Source organism: Pseudomonas sp. MOIL14HWK12:I2 (assembly GCF_000510745.1).
GTDB classification, from domain to species: domain Bacteria; phylum Pseudomonadota; class Gammaproteobacteria; order Pseudomonadales; family Pseudomonadaceae; genus Chryseomonas; species Chryseomonas oryzihabitans.
Window position 1 is genome coordinate 75482 of sequence record NZ_AZOA01000003.1, and the last position, 17477, is coordinate 92958.

Genomic DNA, 17477 nt, shown 5'->3' on the forward strand with positions numbered 1-17477 from the left:
CAGCACTCGGCAAGGCAGGCCGGAAAGCCGACGTTACCGCGCTGCACCGCATTGGGCAAGAACTTTGTCCAACGCACCTTTGTGGGGCATTTTCAGGCGACCGTCAGGGCCTAGATCATGCCCAGCAGCAGCAGTACCAGCAGGACGACCAGAATGGCGCCCACGATGCCGGACGGGCCATAGCCCCAGCTGCGCGAATGCGGAAATACCGGAAGTCCGCCGATGAGCAGGACCAGCAGCACCAGAACCAGGATGGTCGAGAGAGTCATCTGCCATTCTCCATGAATGCCAAGGGTCGACCGCCGCCGTAACAGGATGATACGAAGCGACGGGCTTATTCCATGGACCTGCGCCAGCGGCGGAAAATCCCGACGTCGTCAGCTAACCCTGCCCGCCCTCGCCGCCTCCCAGGTGACAGCGCACGAAAAAGCCCGGATCAGAGATCCGGGCTTGGTCTTGTCGCAGCTGGCTGTCAGTGGGCCACAGCGCCACTGGCACCCAGGCCGGTCTGGGATCTCACGAACTGCGGATAGAAGCGTGCCCGCTCCTCTTCGGCAGCCGCCGACTTGTCGGTGATGGAGAAGAACCAGATGCCGATGAAGGCCACGGCGATGGAGAACAGCGCCGGGTATTCATAGGGGTAGATCGGCTTGGCATGACCGAGGATGGTCACCCAGATGGTCGGGCCAAGCACCATCAGGGCCACCGCGGTGATCAGGCCGAGCCAGCCACCGATCATGGCGCCTCGCGTGGTCAGACGCTTCCAGTACATCGAGAGCAGCAGGATGGGGAAGTTGCAGCTGGCCGCGATGGAGAAGGCCAGGCCCACCATGAAGGCGATGTTCTGCTTCTCGAAGAGGATGCCCAGGGCGATGGCGACCACGCCCAGCGCCACGGTGGTCATCTTGGAGACGCGGATCTCGTCCTTCTCGTTGGCCTTGCCCTTCTTGATCACGCTGGCGTAGAGGTCGTGGGAGACCGCCGAGGCACCGGCCAGGGTGAGACCGGCGACCACCGCCAGAATGGTGGCGAAGGCCACCGCCGAGATGAAACCGAGGAAGATGCTGCCGCCCACGGCGTTGGCCAGGTGCACCGCCGCCATGTTGTTGCCGCCCAGTAGGGCGCCGGCGGCGTCCTTGAAGGCCGGATTGGTGCTGACCAGCAGGATGGCGCCAAAGCCGATGATGAAGGTCAGGATGTAGAAGTAGCCGATGAAGCCGGTGGCGTAGAAGACGCTCTTGCGCGCTTCCTTGGCGTCACTGACGGTGAAGAAGCGCATCAGGATGTGCGGCAGGCCGGCGGTGCCGAACATCAGCGCCAGACCCAGGGAGAAGGCCGAGATCGGATCCTTCACCAGACCACCGGGGCTCATGATGGCTTCACCCTTGGGATGCACGGCGATGGCTTCGGCGAACAGGCGATTGAAGTCGAAGCCGACGTGCTTCATCACCATGAAGGCCATGAAGCTGGCGCCCGACAGCAGCAGCACCGCCTTGATGATCTGTACCCAGGTGGTGGCCAGCATGCCGCCGAAGAGGACGTAGAGCACCATGAGGATACCCACCAGCACCACGGCCAGGGTGTAGTCCAGGCCGAACAGCAGCTGGATCAGCTTGCCGGCACCGACCATCTGGGCAATCAGATAGAGGGCGACCACCACCAGCGAGCCGCAGGCGGACAGGGTCCGGATGTCCTTCTGCTTGAGGCGATAGGAGGCCACGTCGGCGAAGGTGTACTTGCCGAGGTTGCGCAGGCGCTCGGCGATCAGGAACAGGATGATCGGCCAGCCCACCAGGAAGCCGATGGAGTAGATCAGGCCGTCGTAGCCGGAGGTGAACACCAGGGCGGAAATGCCCAGGAAGGAGGCGGCCGACATGTAGTCGCCAGCGATGGCCAGGCCATTCTGGAACCCGGTGATGCGGCCACCGGCGGCGTAGTAGTCGGCGGCGGAGCGGTTACGCTTGGAAGCCCAGTAGGTGATGCCAAGGGTGGCACCGACGAAGGCGACGAACATCAGGATGGCGGAGACGTTCAGGGGTTGGCGCTGGACCGCGCCGCTGATGGCATCGGCCGCCCACAGCGAAGGCGAGAGTGCCAGTAGCCCGGCCGCGAGGGAAAGACGTCTCATGGCTGCACCTCCCGGAGAATTTCCGCGTTGAGCCGATCGAACTCGCCATTGGCCCGGCGCACATAGATGCCGGTCAGGATGAAGGCCGAAAGGATCAGACCGACGCCCAGGGGAATGCCCCAGGTCATGGCGGTTTCCGCATGGATACGGGTCGCGAGAACCTTGGGAGCGAAGGCGATCAGGAGGATGAAGGCGGAATAGAGTCCGAGCATGATGGCGGAAAGCGTCCAGGCGAAGCGCCCGCGCTTGGTCACCAGTTCTTGGAAACGCGGACTGGCTTCAATCCGCCGGTAGGTGCTGTCATTCATTATTGTTGTTCCTTACAGCATGACGGGAGCGTCGAGCTCTACTCTAGGCCCGCCCGGTAAGGCTTCCAGACGACTTTAGTCGTACCCCTCCAGACCTCAGTAATCCCAGAGCCGACGCCAGCCCTGCAGCGGGTGGTGACCCTCGCCATCGAGCACCGAAACGCTTGCCGTCATCCCCGCGCTGAGGTGGATATCCGCGGGGACGTCCAGCAGCTCAATGCGCACCGGGATGCGCTGCGCCAGGCGCACCCAGTTGAAGGTCGGCTCGACGTTGGCCAGCAACTGGGTATCGCTGGCGGCGTTGCGATCGGTGATGCCGCTGCTGATGCTCGCCACCCGCCCCTGCAAGGGCGCCGCCTGGTTCATCAGGCGCACCCGTACCGCATCGCCGGGGTGGATGTGGGGAATCTTGGTCTCTTCGAAATAGGCCATGACATAGAAGGAGCGGGTATCCACCAGGGCCATCACCGCCTGGCCGGTCTGCACATAGTTGCCCTCGGCGAATCTGAGGTTGGTGATCCGCCCTTCCCGCGGCGCCAGCACCCGGCTGCGATCCAGGTTGATCTGGGCCAGGTTCACATCGCTCAGGGCTTCCTGGTACTGGCTGCGGGCGACCGCCACGTTGACCTGGGCGGTCTCGCGATCCTCGGCGCTGATGGCGCTGGTGCCCAGCCGTTGGCGCCGGGCGGCCTCGCTCTCACGCAGGCGCAGCTGCTGCTGGCGCGTCTCGGCCACCGCCTTGGCATGGGCGAGGTTGGCCTGGTAGCGCTGCTGATCGATCTGCAGGAGCAGATCGCCGGGCTTCACCAGCTGGTTGTCCACCACCGCCAGGCGCGTCACCCAGCCCGATACGTCGGGCGCGACCACCACCACATCGGCGCGCACCCGCGCATCGCGCGTCCAGGGCGTATAGAGATAGAAGTGCCACAGCCAGGTGCCGGCCAGGATGGCGAGTAGTACCACGATCAGGGTTATCGCCACACGCAGGGTCTTGTGCATCGCCTTGTCGATCCTCTTGTTATGGGGCTCAGGTGGCCAGCACGGCCACGAGGCCGGCCAGCCACAGCACGAACAGCGCGCAACCGAACAGGGCGCTGTGCCAGAGATAGCGGCCCAGGCCACTGCGCTGCAGCAGCCACAGCGACAGCGCCGTCAGCAGCAGCGCCAGGACGCCATAGACGAACAGCGGCCCCAGGTAGACCCCGCCGATAGCCCATTCATGCAGATTCATCCGCGCCCTCCTCCGCTACCGCCTCTAGACAACAGCTGCGCCAGGTCTGCTGGAGCTGGCCGATGGCGCCGCGCGCCAATCGATGCGGCTCATCGTCCGGCGCCTGGTGCAGCGCCTGCCGCAGACGCTCTGCCGCCGCGTCCAGCGCGCCCGGCCGCAGGTTACCGAAGCCCACCTCCAGCTGGTCGGCGAAGCGGCCGAGAAAGGCGTCCCGCGCCCGGGCCGCCTCGCCCTGGGCACCTGCCAGGCAGGCGCGCAGATGCAGCAGCTCGTTACCCAGGTCCAGCGCAAGCAGCCCCTGCTCCCAGCGCCCCCGCTCGCTGGCCGACAGCTGCTCGATATGTCGCGCCAGCAGCAGCAGGCGATCCGCCATGCGCCCGCCGAACCAGGTCTCGGCATTGGCCAGAGGGACCGTGGTCAGGCGCTGCAGGTCATAGGTGGTGGCCTCGAGGATGCGGCGGCTGGTGCGCCGCGGGGTGCGCAGGCTGATCAGCCGGAACATCAGCACGGCCGAACCGACGCCGATCAGCAGACTCTGCAACTGGTTGAGCAAGGCGCCCATCTCCACCTGGCCGTGGTTGCTGGGCGAGACCAGCACCAGCAGATGGATGGCGAAGGCCGTCGCCGTCCCCACCACGCCCGGCGGTCCGGCCATTCCCAGGGCGGCAAAGAACAGCGGCACCCCCAGCACCAGGCACAGCAGCGGATAGCCGCTGATCTGCGGCAGCAGCACCTGGCTGACCAGGATGGCGACTGGCGCGGCATAGAGGATGCCCCGCAGGAAGCCGAGGCCGATGGTGGCGGCGTTGTCGCGATTGGCGAACAGGCTGCAGATGACCCCGGCCATGAGCATGGCACCCGGCGCCGAGGGCCAGGCGCTGGCCAGCCAGAAGACGCCGACGACCAGCAGCGCACAGGCGCTGCGCAGGCCGTAGAGCAGCGCCGTCTGCACATCGCGATGACGCGCCAGTGCCGAGGGCGCCACGGCGCTGAGCTGGGCCGTGTGGACGCTGTCCAGGGCGCGACCGGCCAGCAGGATCTTGTCCAGCAGGATGGCGAAACGGGCCAGCAGGTAGCGCTGATCGTTGTCCAGCTCCGGGGCGGTTCCCGCAGCCTCTCTCAGACGCTGCAGGAGGGCCTCCAGGGCAGACGCCTGGGGGTCGGCCAGGGTCGTGAGCAGTTCGTCGCGCCAGGGCTGCAGAGCGGCCCTTCTCGGCTCGTCCAGACCACGCCACTGCCGCATGGCACCACGGGCGGTGCGCAGCAGGCTGAGCAGATCCCGCGAGAGCAGGCGCAACGCCCTGGCGCGTTGCCGGCCGCGCTGGCCTTCGAACCAGGCGTGGTCGCGCTGGGCATCCACCGCCACCACCTGGCCAAGCATGGCCAGCAGACCCTGGGTGGCATCCTGGGCCTCGGCCAGCTCCGCCCGCGCCGCAGCCACGCCCTGCTCCCAGGTGCGCCGCGCCTGGGCGGCCAGGTTCTGCTCCACGCGCTGTGGCCAGAACAGCGCGCTGACCGCCGAGGCCACGACGATACCCAGGCAGATCTCGGTGCAGCGAGCCACCGCCTGGTCGAACACGGTCAGCGGATGGGCAATGGCGGGCAGGCCGATGATGGCGACGGTATAGCCGGCCAGCACGAAGCCATAGGCGACATGGTTGCGCAGCAGGGTCGAGGCTGCCGTGCAGAGGGCCATCCAGCCGGCCAGGGCCAGGAGGAACAGCCAGGGCGTCTGGGCGAAGAAGCCCATCAGCACCACCGCCATGCAGGTGCCGGCAATGGTGCCGAGCAGGCGGAACAGGCCCTTGGCCAGCACCATGCCGGACAGCGGCTGGGAGACGATCATCACCGTCATGCAGGCCCAGACCGGTTGTTCGAGACTGAAACGAAAGGCCAGCCAGAGCGCCAGTCCGGCGGCGAACAGGGTCTTGCCGGCAAAGAGGAGTGCCGCAGGCGTGGGTGCGAGAAAGACCGTCCAGGGTAGGCGCACGTCGGCTCTTGGTGTGCAGGGGGTCCAGCATAGGCCGCGTGGCCCAGGCGAAGTTCCAGGCGGGCGCCCAGACGAAAAAAAGGCGACCCGGGGTCGCCTGAAGTGCCTTGCGTGCTCGAGCGACGACGCTCCGTCGTCACCAGTCCCCAGAGACTAGACGAGTTGCGGCCGGCGTTCTTGATCGAGATCAAGTTCGGCTGGATTGTGCCCGGCCATGCCGAGCAGGCGGTCGATCAGGGCGCAATCGGATTCGCGCCGCACCTCGGCGAACAGGGCCGCAGCCTCGGGATAGCTGCGGGTCAGCATGCCCAGCCACTGCTTGAGGCGACCGGGGGCGTAGCGCGGCGCCAGCTTGCGTTGCGCCATGACCCAGAAGCGTTGCACCCGCGGCAGGATCTCGGCCCAGCTCTGCGGCGCGGTCTCCTCTCCGCGCACCGCCGCGGCGATCTGCAGCGCCAGGTCCGGCCGCGAGACCAGGCCGCGCCCCAGCATCACCGAGGCCTGGCCGCTGACGCTGCGGCAACGCCAGTAGTCGTCCAGGGTCCAGATCTCGCCGTTGGCCAGCACCGGCACGGATACCCGGTCGGCCACCCGCGCCACCCATTCCCAGTGCGCCGGCGGCTTGTAGCCCTCGACCTTGGTCCGCGCATGGACCACCAGTTGCGCCGCGCCACCCTCGACCAGGGCCTCGGCGCAGGCCAGGGCGGCGTTCGGACTGTCGTAGCCCAGGCGCATCTTGGCGGTGACCGGAATGTGCGCCGGCACGGCCTGGCGCACGCTCTCGACGATCCGGTTGAGCAGCTCCGGCTCCTTGAGCAGCACCGCCCCGCCGCGGGACTTGTTGACGGTCTTGGCCGGGCAGCCGAAGTTGAGATCGATCACCGGGGCGCCCAGGGTGCAGGCGAAGGCCGCGTTGTCGGCCAGGCAGGCCGGATCCGAACCCAGCAGCTGCACCCGCATGGGCGTACCCGACGGCGTGCGCGCGCCCTGCTCCAGCTCAGGTGCCAGCTTGGCGAAGGCCGCCGCCGGCAGCAGGCGATCGCAGACACGGATGAATTCGCTCACGCACCAGTCGAGTCCACCGACCTCGGTCAGCAATTCCCGCAGGATGTCGTCGACGAGGCCCTCCATGGGCGCCAGGGCGATCTCCATGCTCAGACGTCCTCGCCAGGTAGTGCCTGGCCATAACCGGCCAGGAATTCGGGTGGCATGCGCCTGGGCTTGCCGGAAGACAGCTCGATGCAGACGAAGGTCGTCCGGGCGCGCAGCAGGGTCACGCCATCGGCGGGACGCTGCAGCTGGAATTGCCGGGTCATGCGCAGACGACGATCCCAGTCCACCAGCCAGGTGCCCAATACCAGCTCATCGTCCTGATAGCCGCTGCTGAGATAGTCGATCTCGTGGCGCACCACGGCCATGGCACGATCCAGCCGCTGGAAGGTGGCGAGATCCAGGCCCAGGGCCGCCGAATGCTGCCAGGCGCACTGTTCGAGCCAGCTGACGTACACGGCGTTGTTGGCATGGCCCAGGCCGTCGATGTGCTCGGCACCGATGCGCAGCGGCAGGAGGTGGGGAGTCGGTCTGTCCCACTGCATGAAGAGACCCTCTCGCGGGCAAGGTCGAAAGACGCACGGCCTGACCGGACGGAATCTGGCCAGGCCAACGGTCGCGGATACTGGCACGAATCCGCAGACAATAAAAAAGGGCCTGCATCGCTGCAGGCCCTTCTTCATGTTTGGCGCACTCGGGAGGATTCGAACCTCCGACCGCTCGGTTCGTAGCCGAGTACTCTATCCAGCTGAGCTACGAGTGCGTTNTTTGGCGCACTCGGGAGGATTCGAACCTCCGACCGCTCGGTTCGTAGCCGAGTACTCTATCCAGCTGAGCTACGAGTGCGTTGAAGCTGCGTATTCTAGCTTCCGTTTCTGACGTGTCAAGCAAATTTGCTTGTTTATCAGGTACTTACCAATCGGTCAGTACAGCGGAGCCAGTTTGAAGCAAATGGCGGTGAGGGAGGGATTCGAACCCTCGACACCCTTTTGAGGTGTACTCCCTTAGCAGGGGAGCGCCTTCGGCCACTCGGCCACCTCACCGCAACGGGGCGAAACTATATCGAAGGTTTGCCCGTTTGCAAAGAGAAAAATTCAAAAAAAATCAGTGGTTTGGTTCTTGGTCCTTTTCCTTCTGGATGCGCTGGTAGATTTCCTCGCGATGAACCGCGACTTCCTTGGGCGCATTGACGCCGATGCGGACCTGGTTGCCCTTGACTCCCAGTACCGTCACGGTGACTTCATCACCCACCATCAGGGTCTCACCAACCCGACGAGTCAAAATAAGCATTCCATTCTCCTTAAGCTTTAACTCAGTCTGCACGTATGAACCGAAACGATCCCTGAATGGACCCTCTAGTCGCTATTGACCTCTGTCCATGCAAGTAAAGTTCCGCAGAACCCGTGTCGGATGAGGTCCCTGTGGCAGGAACCTCATCTGGCGGGTCACTCGGCGCCGCGTGCGGGGGCGTCGAGTTCGAAGGCGGTGTGCAGGGCGCGGACGGCGAGTTCGAGGTATTTCTCCTCGATGACCACCGACACCTTGATTTCGGAAGTGGAGATCATCTGGATGTTGATGCTCTCCTTGGCCAGGGCTTCGAACATCTGGCTGGCCACGCCGGCATGGGATCTCATGCCGACGCCGACGATGGAAACCTTGGCGATCTTGGTGTCGCCGACGGACTCCCGAGCGCCGATCTCGACGCCGGTGCGCTTGAGGATCTCCAGGGCGCCCTGGTAGTCGTTGCGGTGCACGGTGAAGGTGAAGTCGGTGGTGTTATCGTGCGCGACGTTCTGCACGATCATGTCGACTTCGATGTTGGCCGCGCTGATCGGGCCGAGGATCTTGAAGGCCACGCCGGGGGTATCCGGCACACCGCGAATGGTCAGCTTGGCTTCGTCACGGTTGAAGGCGATGCCGGAGATGATCGGCTGTTCCATGGATTCCTCTTCATCAAGGGTAATGAGGGTGCCCGGACCCTCCTGAAAGCTGTGCAGCACGCGCAGCGGCACGTTGTACTTGCCGGCGAACTCCACCGAACGGATCTGCAGCACCTTGGAGCCGAGGCTGGCCATTTCCAGCATTTCCTCGAAGGTGATCTTGTCCAGGCGCTGGGCCTGGGGCACCACGCGCGGATCGGTGGTGTAGACGCCGTCGACGTCGGTATAGATCTGGCACTCGTCGGCCTTCAGCGCGGCCGCCAGGGCCACGCCGGTGGTGTCGGAGCCACCACGGCCCAGGGTGGTGATGTTGCCCTGCTCGTCAACGCCCTGGAAGCCGGCCACGACCACCACCTTGCCGGCCTTGAGCTCGGCGCGGATGCGGGCATCGTCGATCTGCTGGATGCGCGCCTTGGTGTGGGCGCTGTCGGTGAGGATGCGCACCTGGTTGCCGGTATAGGACACCGCCTGGACGCCACGCTTGAGCAGCGCCATGGCCAGCAGGCCGATGGTGACCTGCTCGCCGGTGGAGACCATGACATCCAGCTCGCGCGGATCGGGTTGCTCCATGATCTGCTTGGCGAGGCCGATCAGGCGATTGGTCTCGCCACTCATGGCCGATACCACCACCACGATCTGGTCGCCCGCCTCATGGAAGCGTTTCACCTTCTCGGCGACCTGCTCGATACGCTCCACCGTACCCACCGAGGTACCGCCGAATTTCTGTACGATCAATGCCATTGCTTGCTGCCCGTCCGCAGAAAAATCTGATTCAAGTTGTTGAGGGAGGAAGCGGGCCGCCCTCCCCGGCGACCCGCAGCGCTCTTAGAGGCTTTCCTCGGCGTACTGCGCGGCGCAGGCCAGGGCCGCCTCGAGCTGGCTGGCATCGGTGCCGCCGCCCTGGGCCATGTCCGGACGACCGCCGCCCTTGCCACCGACCACGGCCGCGGCGCGCTTCATCAGCTCGCCGGCCTTGAGCCTGGCGGTCAGGTCGGCGGTGACGCCGGCCACCAGCACCACCTTGCCGTCGGCTTCGCCACCGAGCAGGATCATGCCGCTGCCGAGCTTGTTCTTGAGCTGGTCGACCAGCGCCAGCAATGCCTTGCCGTCGAGACCGTCGAGGCGCGCGGTGAGCACCTTGGCGCCCTTGACGTCCTGCGCCTGGTCGACCAGGTCACCGGCCGAGGCACTGGCGGCCTTGGCCTTGAGCTGCTCGATTTCCTTTTCCAGCTGGCGATTGCGCTCGACGAGCGCGGCCAGCTTGTCCAGCACGTTGTCGCGACTGCCCTTGAGCAGGCTGGCGGCTTCGCGCAGCTGCTCTTCGGCGCTGTTGAGGTAGGCCAGGGCCGCGGTGCCGGTGATGGCTTCCACACGGCGCACGCCGGAGGCCACGCCGCCTTCGCTGACCAGCTTGAGCAGGCCGATGTCGCCGGTCTGGGCGACGTGGGTGCCGCCGCACAGCTCGACGGAGAATTCACCGCCCATGCCGACCACGCGCACCACGTCGCCGTACTTCTCGCCGAACAGCGCCATGGCGCCGCGGGCCTTGGCCTCGTCGATGGCCATGACCTCGGTGGTCACCGCGCTGTTCTTGCGGATCTCTTCGTTGACGATGGTCTCGATGCGCTTGAGCTCCTCGGGCTTGATGGCCTCGAAGTGGCTGAAGTCGAATCTCAGGCGCTGGTCGTTAACCAGGGAGCCCTTCTGGTGGACATGGTCGCCCAGCACCTGGCGCAGGGCGGCGTGCAGCAGGTGGGTACCGGAGTGGTTCAGGGCGATGCCCTGGCGGCGACCGGCATCGACCTGGGCCATCAGCGCGGTGCCGACGTTGAGGCTGCCCTTGGTCACCACGCCATGGTGCAGGAAGGCCCCCTGGGTCTTGGTGGTGTCGCGCACGGCGAAGCCAACGCCGGCGCTTTCCAGGGTACCGGTGTCGCCGACCTGGCCACCGGATTCACCATAGAACGGCGTCTGGTCGAGGATGACCACGCCCTCCTCGCCTTCGGCGAGGCTGTCCACCGGCTGGCCGGCGCGGTACAGGGCGACGATGGTGCCCGAGGCGCTGGTGGTGTCGTAGCCGAGGAAGCGGGTCTCGCCCTCGACCTTGACCAGGCTGTTGTAGTCCACGCCGAAGGCGCTGGCGGAGCGGGCGCGCTCGCGCTGGGCTTCCATCTCGCGCTCGAAACCGGCCTCGTCGAGGTTGAGGTTGCGCTCGCGGGCGATGTCGTTGGTCAGGTCGACCGGGAAGCCGTAGGTGTCATAGAGCTTGAACACCACGTCACCGGGAATGGTATCGCCCTGCAGCTGCGCCAGATCCTGTTCGAGGATCTTCAGGCCCTGCTCCAGGGTCTTGGCGAACTGCTCTTCCTCGGTGCGCAGCACGCGCTCGATGTGCGCCTGCTGCTGGACCAGCTCGGGATAGGCCTGGCCCATCTCGGCCACCAGGGCGGCGACGATCTTGTGGAAGAAGGTGCCCTTGGCGCCCAGCTTGTTGCCGTGGCGGCAGGCGCGCCGAATGATGCGACGCAGCACGTAGCCACGGCCTTCGTTGGACGGCAGCACGCCATCGGCGATCAGGAAGCTGCAGGAACGGATGTGGTCGGCCACCACCTTGAGCGAGGGGGCGTCGTCGTTGGCGCAACCGATGGCCTCGGCCGAGGCCGCCAGCAGCTGCTGGAACAGATCGATCTCGTAGTTCGAGTGCACGTGCTGCAGCACGGCGCTCACCCGCTCCAGGCCCATGCCGGTGTCGACGCTGGGCGCCGGCAGCGGATGCAGGACGCCATCGGCGGTGCGGTTGAACTGCATGAAGACGTTGTTCCAGATCTCGATGTAGCGATCGCCGTCTTCTTCCGGCGAGCCGGGCGGGCCGCCCCAGATCTCGGGACCGTGGTCGAAGAAGATCTCGGTGCAGGGACCGCAGGGACCGGTGTCGCCCATGGTCCAGAAGTTGTCCGAGGCATAGGGCGCGCCCTTGTTGTCGCCGATGCGCACCATCTGCGCCTCGGGCACCCCGACTTCCTTGGTCCAGATGTCGTAGGCCTCGTCATCGGTGGCGTAGACGGTGACCCAGAGCTTTTCCCGGGGCAGACCCAGCCACTGCGGCGAAGTCAGGAACTCCCAGGCGAAGGTGATGGCGTCGCGCTTGAAGTAGTCGCCGAAGCTGAAGTTGCCCAGCATCTCGAAGAAGGTGTGGTGACGCGCCGTGTAGCCGACGTTCTCCAGGTCGTTGTGCTTGCCGCCCGCGCGCACGCACTTCTGGCTGGTGGCGGCGCGGGTGTAGCTGCGCTTTTCCATGCCGAGGAAGCAGTCCTTGAACTGGTTCATCCCGGCGTTGGTGAACAGCAGGGTCGGATCGTTCGCGGGGATCAGCGAACTGGAGGCGACCCGGGTGTGCCCCTTCTCTTCGAAGAAGCGGAGGAAGGCTTCGCGGATTTCAGCGCTTTTCATATTCATTCCAGACAATGGGCTTTTCGACGCGCGTGACGGGCATCCGACCTGGATCGCAGACGAGACGAACGAAGCGGGCGCCGCAGACGCGGCACGTGCGGAAAACGGACACGCATGTCTGGGAGTATATCGACGCCTGCGCCCCGGTGTCGCCCCGGTTGCGCAGGAAAAACGTCGTCGGAAGACTTAGCGGCGGCGGTAGGTGGCGAAAGCGGCGATGACCGCCTCGATATCGGCGGCGCTGACGTCCAGATGGGTGACCAGTCGCAGGCGCGGCGCAGGACTGATGCGGATGCCGCGTTCGGCCAGGAAGGCCTGCAGGGCGGGCGCCCCGTCGCCCAGGGCGAGGTAGACCATGTTGGTCTGCACCGGCTCCACCTGATAGCCGAGTTCGGCCAGGGCGGTGCCGAGCTGCGCCGCGTGGGCATGGTCCTCGGCCAGGCGCTCGACCTGGTGGTCGAGGGCAAGCAGACCGGCCGCTGCCAGCATGCCGGCCTGGCGCATGCCGCCGCCGACCACCTTGCGCCAGCGGCGCGCCTTGGCGATCAGGGCGGCATCGCCGCAGAGCACCGACCCCACCGGCGCGCCGAGGCCCTTGGACAGGCAGACCGATACCGAATCGAAATGCTGGCTGATCTCGCGCGCCGGTACCCCGAGCTTGACCGCGGCGTTGTACAGCCGCGCGCCGTCCAGATGCAGGGCCAGGCCGTGCTCCCGGGTGAAGGCGCGTGCCGCGGCCAGATAGGTCAGCGGCAGCACCTTGCCGTGCATGGTGTTTTCCAGGGCCAGCAGCCGGGTGCGAGCGAAGTGGAAGTCATCGGCCTTGATGTAGCTGCGCACCAGATCGAGGTCGAGGCTGCCATCGGCGGCCATCTCTATGGGTTGCGGCTGGATGGAGCCCAGCACCGCGGCGCCGCCCCCTTCGTACTTGTAGGTGTGGGCCTGCTGGCCGACCAGGTATTCGTCGCCCCGCTCGCAGTGCGCCAGCAGTCCGAGCAGATTACTCATAGTGCCGCTGGGCACGAAGAGTCCGGCTTCCAGGCCTAGATCGCCCGCCAGGCGCTGCTCCAATCGGGTAACGGTGGGGTCTTCGCCATAGACGTCATCGCCCAGCTCGGCGGCCAGCATGGCCTGACGCATGGCCGGGGTGGGCTGGGTGACGGTATCGCTGCGCAGATCGATCATGAGGTCGCTCCTTAGGCCGGGACCACGATGAGTCCGGCCCGCAGGCCAACGGCGACCTTGGGATTGGGAAAGATGATGCGCGCCTCGGCTTCGTCGACGATCCAGCGCTCGCTGCCGTCTTCGGCCAGCAGCGAACCCTGGCGTAGCGGCGAGAAGTTGGCCACGTCGTCGGCCAGGTGCAACTGGAAGCGCGGACTGGACTTGTACACCTGGCGCGCCACGCGGAATCTCAGCAAGGAGGAATCCGGCGGCGGCAGCTCGGCTTCGCGGCCTTCGATCAGCGCCTGGAGCAGCAGCCGCAGGCGACTCAGATCGAGTTCGCTGTTCTCGCCAAAGGGCCGCGCCTGGCCCAGCTCCAGGGTCAGGGCTTCGGCCTGGCACTCGGCATAGGTATAGGCGCTGAAGGTGATGCCCGGCTTGTCGTAGAGCAGCACGGCTTCGATACCGGCGGCTTCGAGACGCTGCAACTCGGCTTCGGAATGCTCGCGCCCGGCGCTCCAGGGATAGAGGGCGAAACGCGGCAGCGCCGAGGCACGCAGCGCGGTGTGCAGGTCGTAGTGCAGGCGCGCTCGATCCGGCTTGCTGAAGAATTGCGCGGACAGGCGTTCCAGGTCGTTGGCGCGTTGCGCCTCGGAGCCTTCGGCCTGGGCATGGCGGCCGTTGAACAGGCGATTCAGGTCCTGCTCGACATAGCGGGTGCCGCGGCGCATGGCGTCGGGATTGCCGAACATGAACAACAGGCGGCAGGCGGGACGCAGGGCGCCGCTGGCGATGCCGCCGAGCAACTCGTCGAGCAGCTCCATGGGCGCCGTCTCGTTGCCATGGATGCCCGCCGAGAGCAGCAGGTCCATGCGGTTGTCGCGCGCCACCGGCGGAGTGACTTCCAGCACGCCTTCGGTCAGCCAGTGGAGACGGGTGCCGTCGGCAGTCAGTTGAATCTTCTCGGTCGGCTCGCGGCCGGCCAGGGTCAGGTCCAGCAGGCGGCCAAGCGCCAACCGATAACGTTCAGATGCAGCCATGCTCTACTCCGCTGAGCGACGTGTCGCGCTAGATACTCAATGATCGTGGCCGCAACCGCAATCGGCGTCATGCACATGATTCTCATCGCCGTCGTCGGCGAAGGTCTCCAGGGCGATGGACAGGCCCAGGGCATTGAGGGCCTGAGGGCGCAGCACCAGGACCGGGGTCTGCTCTTCGTCATCCTGGGAGTCAGCGAAGATATTGAGGCCACCGGCGCCATCGGCTTCCAGCCAGAGGTCGCGACCGGCCAGGCGGATGGCCAGGCGCTGGACCTGCAGCGTCTGCTGCTCGTCGGCGGTGGGTTCGAGGATGAGATCGAGACGGTTGCTCATGGGGGCTCCTGACGTCAGGGCAATTGAAAGGGATAGACCGAGCCGAGGCCCAGCAACTGGGTCAACTCGTCGAGGGCGGTGCGGACCTCGCCCAGCAACTGGGGATCGGCGAGATCCGTCGGTGCCAGGCGGTCGCGGTAGTGCCGATCCACCCAGTCGAGCAACTGGGCATGCAGCGCCGGGGTGAAGCGCACTCCCGGATTCACCGCGGCCAGCTCCTCAGGGGCGAGCGCCACCCGCAGCCGCAGGCAGGCGGGGCCGCCGCCGTTCTGCATGCTCTGCTTGAGATCGAAGACCTTGACCTCGCCCAGCGGGCCCGCGCCGCTGACCTGGGCCTGCAGATAGTCCCAGACCGCCGGATTCTGCCGGCACTCGTCGGGCACCACCAGCAGCGCGCCCTGCCCCGGCCGATCCAGTAGCTGGCTGTTGAACAGATAGGAGCGCACGGCGTCGCCGACGCTGATCTCGCTGCGACGCACGCAGAGGCGCTGCAGCTGGCCGCCGCGTCGGGCGAGCTTGGCCTGCAGTTCGTCCAGCACCCGGTCGCTGTCGAGAAAAGCGTCTTCGTGGTGGAACAGCACTTGGGCGTTGCCCACAGAGATGACGTCGTTATGGAAGACGCCCTGGTCCACTACCGCCGGATTCTGCTGGGCGAAGACCACGCCCTCTTCGCTCAGGCCATGCAGCCGGGCAATGGCCTGGGAGGCTTCCAGGGTCTGGCGCGCCGGATAGCGGTGAGGCTCGGGATAGCGCGGATCGAAGGCGCTGCGGCCGAAGACGAAGAATTCCACGCCCGGAACGCCATGGTCGCGACTGAAGCGGGTGTGGTTGGCCGCGCCCTCGTCGCCGAACTGGGCCACCGAGGGCAGCGGCGCATGGTGCTGGAAATGCGCGGAATCGCGAAACATCGCCTGGAGGATGCGCGCTGTTGTGCTGGGTTCGAGGCTGCGGTGGAACTTGCAGGCCAGGTTGGCCGGGGTGAAATGCACCCGGCCGTCGCGGGTGTCGGCGCTGGGGCTGACGGTGGCGGCGTTGGCCGTCCACATGGCCGAGGCGGAACTGGCCGACAGGAGCAGCGGCAAGGCTTCGCGTGCGGCGCTTTCCAGCACCTGGGCATCGCTGCCGGCGAATCCCAGGCGCCGCAGCGAGGCGATGTCGGGTCTTTCGTGGGGGGCCAGCACGCCCTGTTCAAAGCCCAGTTCCATCAGCGCCTGCATCTTGGCCAGGCCCTGGCGCGCGGCCTCGCGCGGATTCGAGCACTGCTGCTTGCTGGCCTGGGAGGCCACGTTGCCATAGGACAGGCCGGCATAGTTGTGGGTCGGACCGACCAGGCCGTCGAAATTGACCTCTCGAGCAGCAGGGGCGAGTTGACTCATAGCGGTAATCCTGGAGGCAATTGGCTAGGCAGGGTCAGGGCGTCGCTTTCCAGCGAGGCGACCGGGAAGGCGCAGTAGTCCGCGGCGTAGTAGGCGCTGGGGCGGTGATTGCCCGAGGCACCGACGCCACCGAAGGGTGCCGCGCTGGCCGCCCCGGTCAGGGGCCGATTCCAGTTGACGATGCCGGCGCGCACGCCCTGCCAGAAACATTCGTAGAGGGCCGGATCGTCGGCCAGCAGACCGGCTGCCAGCCCGAAGCGGGTGGCATTGGCGAGGGCCAGGGCCTGGTCGAAGTCGTCATAGCGCTGGACCTGCAACAGCGGCCCGAAGACCTCCTCGTCGGGCAGGTCGACGATGTCCGACACCTCGATGATCCCCGGCGTGAGCAGCGCCCGCTGGGCGTCCGGCTGGCGCAGCTCCAGCAGTGCCCGACCGCCCTGCGCCAGACGCTGGGCCTGGGTCCGCAGCAGGGCCTGGGCAGCGGCGAGGGAGATGACGGTGCCCATGAAGGGCGGCGGATCGGCGTCAAAGCGACCGATGCCGAGACCGGCGCTGACGGCCACCAGGCGCGCCAGCAGGGCATCGCCCCAGGCACCCTGGGGCACGAGCAGGCGGCGGGCGCAGGTGCAGCGCTGCCCCGCGGAGAGAAAGGCCGACTGGACGATGGTCACCACGGCGGCGTCCAGATCGGCCACCGGCGCCACCACCAGCGGATTGTTGCCGCCCATCTCCAGGGCCAGCAGTCGCTGCGGACGCTCCGCATTGAGCCGATGCAGCGCCGCTCCGGTGGCGCTGGAGCCGGTGAAGAGGATGCCGTCCAGGCCCGGATGCGCGGCCAGGGCCTCACCGGTGGTCCGACCGCCCTGCACCAGATTGAGTACCCCGGCCGGCAGTCCGGCGGCGATCCAGCACTCCAGGGTCAGAGCGGCGAAACGCGGCGTCAGCTCGCTGGGCTTGAACACCACCGTGTTGCCGGCCAGTAGCGCAGGCACGATATGGCCGTTGGGCAAATGGCCGGGAAAGTTGTAGGGACCGAAGACCGCCAGGACACCATGCGGCCGATGACGGGTGACGCTACGGGCATCCGCCACGCTGGCCGAGCGCTCGCCACTACGGGCCGCCTCGGCCTGGGCGGAGATGGCCACCTTGGCGATCATGCTGCCAAGTTCGGTATCGGCTTCCCACAGCGGCTTGCCGGTTTCCTCGGCGAGGGCCCGGGTCAGCGCGGAGCGGCGTTGCTGCAGCGCCTGGGCGAAGGCCTGCAGGATCTCCAGGCGCGCGGCCTGGCCGCGTCTTTCCCAGGCGGGAAAGGCCTGGCGCGCTGCGGCGATCGCCTGGTCGACGTCCGCTGCATCCGCGGCGGCGCCCTGCCAAAGCTCGGCGCCGTTGTAGGGATCGAGCGAACTGAACACCTCGCCCCTGCCGGGGCGCCACTGTCCCGCTATGTACAGGCTATCCATCGGGTCT

At 66.6% G+C, this 17477-nt stretch carries 16 protein-coding genes and 3 tRNA genes; all 19 read right to left on the reverse strand.

What is annotated here, in order from left to right:
- Positions 1-110 precede the first annotated feature (110 nt).
- The gene (locus tag PSK12I2_RS24445) at positions 111-269 is read right to left on the reverse strand and encodes a DUF3309 family protein (RefSeq protein ID WP_007159093.1); all 159 of its coding nucleotides are present in this window, start codon (positions 267-269) and stop codon (positions 111-113) included.
- Between the two features lie 203 nt (positions 270-472).
- Positions 473-2128, reverse strand: coding sequence for a cation acetate symporter (locus PSK12I2_RS0100355; protein WP_037007448.1), 1656 nt, complete (start codon positions 2126-2128; stop codon positions 473-475).
- Complete coding sequence (locus PSK12I2_RS0100360; RefSeq protein ID WP_007159095.1) at positions 2125-2436, reverse strand: DUF485 domain-containing protein; 312 nt, start codon at positions 2434-2436, stop codon at positions 2125-2127. The genes PSK12I2_RS0100355 and PSK12I2_RS0100360 overlap by 4 nt, the downstream gene beginning before the upstream one ends.
- Before the next feature lie 96 nt (positions 2437-2532).
- The gene (locus PSK12I2_RS0100365) at positions 2533-3435 is read right to left on the reverse strand and encodes an HlyD family secretion protein (RefSeq protein ID WP_027596856.1); all 903 of its coding nucleotides are present in this window, start codon (positions 3433-3435) and stop codon (positions 2533-2535) included.
- Positions 3436-3463: 28 nt separating this feature from the next.
- Entirely contained in the window at positions 3464-3667 is a 204-nt protein-coding gene (locus PSK12I2_RS0100370; protein WP_027596857.1) for a DUF1656 domain-containing protein, read from the reverse strand.
- Entirely contained in the window at positions 3654-5657 is a 2004-nt protein-coding gene (locus tag PSK12I2_RS0100375; RefSeq protein WP_027596858.1) for an FUSC family protein, read from the reverse strand. Before PSK12I2_RS0100375 ends, PSK12I2_RS0100370 begins: the two co-directional genes overlap by 14 nt.
- Positions 5658-5810: 153 nt before the next feature.
- Positions 5811-6809, reverse strand: a complete 999-nt coding sequence (locus PSK12I2_RS0100380; RefSeq protein WP_027596859.1) for a tRNA-dihydrouridine synthase — start codon at positions 6807-6809, stop codon at positions 5811-5813.
- Between the two features lie 2 nt (positions 6810-6811).
- A complete protein-coding gene (locus PSK12I2_RS0100385; protein ID WP_007159100.1) occupies positions 6812-7252 on the reverse strand; it encodes a thioesterase family protein in 441 nt (146 codons plus the stop codon).
- 141 nt (positions 7253-7393) lie between these two features.
- Positions 7394-7470: transfer RNA gene (locus tag PSK12I2_RS0100390), tRNA-Arg, on the reverse strand.
- A gap of 6 nt (positions 7471-7476) precedes the next feature.
- Positions 7477-7553 (reverse strand) — tRNA-Arg (locus PSK12I2_RS0100395).
- Between the two features lie 106 nt (positions 7554-7659).
- A tRNA-Ser gene (locus tag PSK12I2_RS0100400) sits at positions 7660-7750 on the reverse strand.
- Between the two features lie 61 nt (positions 7751-7811).
- On the reverse strand, positions 7812-7997 hold the full coding sequence (gene csrA / locus PSK12I2_RS0100405) for a carbon storage regulator CsrA (RefSeq protein ID WP_007159101.1): 186 nt from the start codon (positions 7995-7997) through the stop codon (positions 7812-7814).
- 155 nt (positions 7998-8152) lie between these two features.
- A complete protein-coding gene (locus tag PSK12I2_RS0100410; RefSeq protein ID WP_027596860.1) occupies positions 8153-9388 on the reverse strand; it encodes an aspartate kinase in 1236 nt (411 codons plus the stop codon).
- 84 nt (positions 9389-9472) lie between these two features.
- Positions 9473-12097, reverse strand: coding sequence for an alanine--tRNA ligase (gene alaS, locus PSK12I2_RS0100415; RefSeq protein ID WP_027596861.1), 2625 nt, complete (start codon positions 12095-12097; stop codon positions 9473-9475).
- A gap of 186 nt (positions 12098-12283) precedes the next feature.
- Complete coding sequence (gene ltaE / locus PSK12I2_RS0100420; RefSeq protein WP_027596862.1) at positions 12284-13282, reverse strand: low-specificity L-threonine aldolase; 999 nt, start codon at positions 13280-13282, stop codon at positions 12284-12286.
- 11 nt (positions 13283-13293) lie between these two features.
- Positions 13294-14301 (reverse strand): succinylglutamate desuccinylase, encoded by a 1008-nt coding sequence (gene astE / locus PSK12I2_RS0100425; protein ID WP_027596863.1) that lies wholly within the window; start codon positions 14299-14301, stop codon positions 13294-13296.
- Between the two features lie 36 nt (positions 14302-14337).
- Complete coding sequence (locus PSK12I2_RS0100430; protein ID WP_007159106.1) at positions 14338-14634, reverse strand: hypothetical protein; 297 nt, start codon at positions 14632-14634, stop codon at positions 14338-14340.
- A 14-nt stretch (positions 14635-14648) separates the two neighbouring features.
- Complete coding sequence (gene astB / locus PSK12I2_RS0100435) at positions 14649-16010, reverse strand: N-succinylarginine dihydrolase (RefSeq protein ID WP_027596864.1); 1362 nt, start codon at positions 16008-16010, stop codon at positions 14649-14651.
- Complete coding sequence (astD, locus tag PSK12I2_RS0100440; RefSeq protein ID WP_027596865.1) at positions 16007-17470, reverse strand: succinylglutamate-semialdehyde dehydrogenase; 1464 nt, start codon at positions 17468-17470, stop codon at positions 16007-16009. The genes astB and astD overlap by 4 nt, the downstream gene beginning before the upstream one ends.
- Positions 17471-17477: the final 7 nt, after the last annotated feature.

What these genes read in the sequence shown, in the direction of transcription:
- PSK12I2_RS0100410 (WP_027596860.1), bottom strand. Translation starts at nt 9,388, where the DNA reads ATGGCATTGATCGTACAGAAATTCGGCGGTACCTCGGTGGGTACGGTG.
- ltaE (WP_027596862.1), bottom strand. Translation starts at nt 13,282, where the DNA reads ATGATCGATCTGCGCAGCGATACCGTCACCCAGCCCACCCCGGCCATG.
- PSK12I2_RS0100430 (WP_007159106.1), bottom strand. Translation starts at nt 14,634, where the DNA reads ATGAGCAACCGTCTCGATCTCATCCTCGAACCCACCGCCGACGAGCAG.
- PSK12I2_RS24445 (WP_007159093.1), bottom strand. Translation starts at nt 269, where the DNA reads ATGACTCTCTCGACCATCCTGGTTCTGGTGCTGCTGGTCCTGCTCATC.
- PSK12I2_RS0100380 (WP_027596859.1), bottom strand. Translation starts at nt 6,809, where the DNA reads ATGGAGATCGCCCTGGCGCCCATGGAGGGCCTCGTCGACGACATCCTG.
- csrA (WP_007159101.1), bottom strand. Translation starts at nt 7,997, where the DNA reads ATGCTTATTTTGACTCGTCGGGTTGGTGAGACCCTGATGGTGGGTGAT.
- PSK12I2_RS0100355 (WP_037007448.1), bottom strand. Translation starts at nt 2,128, where the DNA reads ATGAGACGTCTTTCCCTCGCGGCCGGGCTACTGGCACTCTCGCCTTCG.
- astE (WP_027596863.1), bottom strand. Translation starts at nt 14,301, where the DNA reads ATGGCTGCATCTGAACGTTATCGGTTGGCGCTTGGCCGCCTGCTGGAC.
- astB (WP_027596864.1), bottom strand. Translation starts at nt 16,010, where the DNA reads ATGAGTCAACTCGCCCCTGCTGCTCGAGAGGTCAATTTCGACGGCCTG.
- PSK12I2_RS0100385 (WP_007159100.1), bottom strand. Translation starts at nt 7,252, where the DNA reads ATGCAGTGGGACAGACCGACTCCCCACCTCCTGCCGCTGCGCATCGGT.
- PSK12I2_RS0100365 (WP_027596856.1), bottom strand. Translation starts at nt 3,435, where the DNA reads ATGCACAAGACCCTGCGTGTGGCGATAACCCTGATCGTGGTACTACTC.
- PSK12I2_RS0100370 (WP_027596857.1), bottom strand. Translation starts at nt 3,667, where the DNA reads ATGAATCTGCATGAATGGGCTATCGGCGGGGTCTACCTGGGGCCGCTG.
- alaS (WP_027596861.1), bottom strand. Translation starts at nt 12,097, where the DNA reads ATGAAAAGCGCTGAAATCCGCGAAGCCTTCCTCCGCTTCTTCGAAGAG.
- PSK12I2_RS0100360 (WP_007159095.1), bottom strand. Translation starts at nt 2,436, where the DNA reads ATGAATGACAGCACCTACCGGCGGATTGAAGCCAGTCCGCGTTTCCAA.
- astD (WP_027596865.1), bottom strand. Translation starts at nt 17,470, where the DNA reads ATGGATAGCCTGTACATAGCGGGACAGTGGCGCCCCGGCAGGGGCGAG.